Raw genomic sequence first — 3,172 nt, 5'->3', positions numbered from 1 at the left:
ACAACGCTCTCTCTGTCAGTGATGCCCGTTCGCGCTCTTTCGAGGCTAATCTTCTCACTGACATACTTCATAACTGCCAGCGATACATCGCATTTGTGCGTAGGGGTGTAACAGAGCTATACGCTGTTTTGGGGTTAGATTGTTAAAGAGCGAAACTTCCTTTTACTTTTGGCTCCGTGCCGTTGATGTATTTAGTATCACTCCTAGTAATATATTAGTCAACACTAATGGTAATAATATTTTATCACCATTAGTAATACTATTGATTTTTAATGAAATAAATTTTTATTGAGGCTGGATATTGTGATTATGGTCACTAATCGACCAAATGGAGGGGTGGGCAGGCACAAAAAAGCCCTCGCGGGGAGGGCTATTAGTGTTTGATATTGAGTATTTCGTAAATCTTATAAATTGCAAAAAACAAACTAGGTAGGCCTAAAATCCATAGAATTATACTTAAGCGCATGTCTTTTAGCTTTCCATCAAACTCTGTTTTTTGGTTCTCGATGGATGCTTTTAGTTCAGCCCCTTGTAAGGAAATCATAGATTCAAGCTTACTCGACTGCAAGGCCATTCCTACTTCAAGTTTACTCGACTGCAAAGCTATAGCTGATTCTAATTTAGCAGTTTGCAAGTCAATCTTACTATCCAACTTAAGCATCGTTTCATTGAGACGAGACAAGGTAGACTCTATAGAGTCAGCTCGTTTTTCTAACTTATCTATGCGAGCATCCATATCTACCTCTCTGTCATTAAAACCATCGTTATTCTTGATGATAACATTTTTCTCTTGATCAGCAAGTTTGAAACCGGATGGATGGTTAAATATCATTGGCCTTGCATCCACAATACTATACACATTAGACGATTGATTATTATTCACTATGATGGCGCCTTAATCATTATCTTTATGATTTTTATCTTTCATCCAGGCTCTTATAGAAGTCGTCCAAAATAATTGGACATTTCCACATGATAGGCAAATCCTTCCAACGCATTCATGAGCCAGAATTTTTGATATATCCTTAGACATTACATTTAATGTTAATGACTGACCTCTATCAAGGGAAATGACTCCAGTCATGCGGGGCTTGCCACATGCTGAACAGATATTTCTTACCTCCTTGTCTTCTAAATAATCAAAAAAATCCTTAACTGATATCGAGTTATCTACATCTACGTAAGGAAAGAGATCGTTAACTTCTCTCTTTTTGGTTTTTTTATCACTCATTTTCATTCCTTTATTGAGACAGGAGACCGCACCTCGCAGCCTATATTAAAAAATATGATCAGCATAACATTTCATAACGTTATGATTTACAGATGAAAATTTTTCTGTTAACTTGCTTTAATGCCTCGTTTCGCCATCATTTCGGCAAAAATTGCATTAAAATGCGTCGATTTTGCCTTTAATTCGCGCAAGAAACGCTCTGCTTCCTCTGAGGGTAAACTATCGAACAGATCTAGTAGTTCTTTCTGCTGTTTTGTTAACTGGTTATTGGCTGGTCTCACTGTTTCAATATGTTCGCACAATGCACGAATGTATTGTGCCATTCCGGCAATTTCTGCCGCTAACGATGGACTAAAATCATCTACTGTAATCTCCAGAATTTCAGCAAATTTAGCTGCATGAGATACACCAATAGCGTTCTTCGCATTTAATAGCTGCGCAACAGCACTCTGCCCCATACCCAGCTTTTCAGCCAGTACCTCTTGGGACAATCCCAATGTTTTTTTCTTTGCCTCATATATTGCTTTAAGGCGGTTTGCGGAGGCGATTTGCTCGTCGCTCAATGGAATCTTCTTCATTACACGATTCTATAACTTAAAGTCATAATTACCAATTACCGTTAGTGTTGACTATTTTATTACTATGAGTAATACTCATGTCGACACCAACAGGAGGATGACATGGAACGAATTCCATTATCAGATTTTGTATCCCAAATAGGGCAGGAGGAAACGGCCTCCCTATTTGGAATTAACCAAAGCGCGATTAGTAAGGCGATCGCTATTGGGCGAAGAATTACGGTCATCGTTCACCATGATGGGAGAGTGGAGGCGGAAGAATTAAAGCCATTCCCCGCTCATCGTCGTGAACATTCTGCTTAGGTTATTCATGTTCTTTAACAATCTGCCCTCACGACAAGCTACTGGTGAACCCTAGCAAACTGAAATAGCGCCGGGTAGTCACTCAGGCAATCGGGTATATCCCGTAAAGGCTCACTCACCAAGAGACAGTCGTGCCAACCATCATCTATCTCAGGATAGCTGACGATTCTGTATTTTTATTAAACGAAACTAAACATTAGGAATGTTACGTATGGAACACGTAAACGCCCGTATTGGTTAAATTAGCAGGAATTAGATTGGAAATGATGAATATTACGGAAAGGCGCCTCACCAGTGGTCGCTAGTGAGGCTAATTGTTCTAGTTGAATCATTTGGAATGAATTCAATAAGCGAGGTTAATTATACATGAAAAATAAATTTAATCACAGTGCTGTGCATAAAAATAACCGGCGTGATCAGGTTGCTCGTTCCGTTACCGAGGATGGAGCGAAAAAGCTACGTGATGCTCTGGAAGATGCGAAGTTACGTCTGGAACATAGCGAGGAGCTGACCGGAGGGAAACGCCATGAGTAACGTTGCAAGAATGGCTGATTACCGGCAGCCAATAACAAAAATAAAAGAGGAAAATGTGAATGATGATATTGAATTCATTAAAACTCCTCGTGAAGTAAAGCAGATGATGAGGAAGCATAGCAATGACGGCATCACATACAGACAATACCGAATCATGGATGCCATTATTGAAAAAACGTTTGGTTGGCATAAACGATTTGACCGACTAACCAACACTCAGATAGCTGAAATGATCAGCCTGCATCACACTCATGTCAGTACTGAAATTAAGGGGTTAGTACAAAGAAAAATACTGATTAAACAGGACAGTATGATAGGGGTAAACGTAAATACATCTGAGTGGATTATGGAGGTTAGCCAAAACAGCAAACCTTTAGCTAAAACAGCTAATAAAAGGTTAGCTAAAACAGCTAAAGAAAATAAGCCAATTCAGCTAAACACAAAAGATACTATTAAAGATAATAAAGAAAAGATCCCCCTTACCCCCACGGGGGAAGAAAATCTCGCTCTCGAAATACTGGATTAT

The 3,172-nt window shown here is 39.2% G+C and carries 6 protein-coding genes; 3 read left to right on the top strand and 3 right to left on the bottom strand.

Annotated features, from left to right (window positions below; all coding sequences use genetic code 11):
- Nucleotides 1–373: 373 nt before the first annotated feature.
- The 3 genes from AAY47_RS18685 to AAY47_RS20155 all read right to left on the bottom strand — a co-directional run bounded on the left by AAY47_RS18685 (nucleotide 374) and on the right by AAY47_RS20155 (nucleotide 1,809).
- A complete protein-coding gene (locus tag AAY47_RS18685; RefSeq protein ID WP_047771805.1) occupies nucleotides 374–883 on the bottom strand; it encodes a hypothetical protein in 510 nt (169 codons plus the stop codon).
- Between the two features lie 12 nt (nucleotides 884–895).
- Nucleotides 896–1,231, bottom strand: coding sequence for a hypothetical protein (locus AAY47_RS18680; RefSeq protein ID WP_047771804.1), 336 nt, complete (start codon nucleotides 1,229–1,231; stop codon nucleotides 896–898).
- Nucleotides 1,232–1,338: 107 nt separating this feature from the next.
- Nucleotides 1,339–1,809, bottom strand: a complete 471-nt coding sequence (locus AAY47_RS20155) for a helix-turn-helix domain-containing protein (RefSeq protein WP_053014350.1) — start codon at nucleotides 1,807–1,809, stop codon at nucleotides 1,339–1,341.
- 102 nt (nucleotides 1,810–1,911) lie between these two features.
- Between AAY47_RS20155 and AAY47_RS18670 the strand changes: the two genes are divergently transcribed.
- The 3 genes from AAY47_RS18670 to AAY47_RS18665 all read left to right on the top strand — a co-directional run.
- Nucleotides 1,912–2,112, top strand: coding sequence for a Cro/CI family transcriptional regulator (locus tag AAY47_RS18670; protein ID WP_047771802.1), 201 nt, complete (start codon nucleotides 1,912–1,914; stop codon nucleotides 2,110–2,112).
- Between the two features lie 366 nt (nucleotides 2,113–2,478).
- Nucleotides 2,479–2,646, top strand: a complete 168-nt coding sequence (locus tag AAY47_RS22320) for a hypothetical protein (protein WP_167400596.1) — start codon at nucleotides 2,479–2,481, stop codon at nucleotides 2,644–2,646.
- The coding region (locus AAY47_RS18665) for a replication protein (protein ID WP_047771801.1) at nucleotides 2,639–3,172 on the top strand (534 nt) is incomplete at its 3' end. The genes AAY47_RS22320 and AAY47_RS18665, both read left to right, overlap by 8 nt.

Origin of the sequence: Xenorhabdus griffiniae (assembly GCF_001028135.1) — a bacterium.
GTDB classification, from domain to species: domain Bacteria; phylum Pseudomonadota; class Gammaproteobacteria; order Enterobacterales; family Enterobacteriaceae; genus Xenorhabdus; species Xenorhabdus bakwenae.
Note: the sequence above shows the minus strand (reverse complement) of the source record. Positions and strands in the feature narration are given on the sequence as shown.

Bases quoted from the DNA above. Each gene is read 5' to 3' on its own strand.
- AAY47_RS18670 (WP_047771802.1), top strand. From the start codon at position 1,912: ATGGAACGAATTCCATTATCAGATTTTGTATCCCAAATAGGGCAGGAG.
- AAY47_RS20155 (WP_053014350.1), bottom strand. From the start codon at position 1,809: ATGAAGAAGATTCCATTGAGCGACGAGCAAATCGCCTCCGCAAACCGC.
- AAY47_RS18680 (WP_047771804.1), bottom strand. From the start codon at position 1,231: ATGAGTGATAAAAAAACCAAAAAGAGAGAAGTTAACGATCTCTTTCCT.
- AAY47_RS22320 (WP_167400596.1), top strand. From the start codon at position 2,479: ATGAAAAATAAATTTAATCACAGTGCTGTGCATAAAAATAACCGGCGT.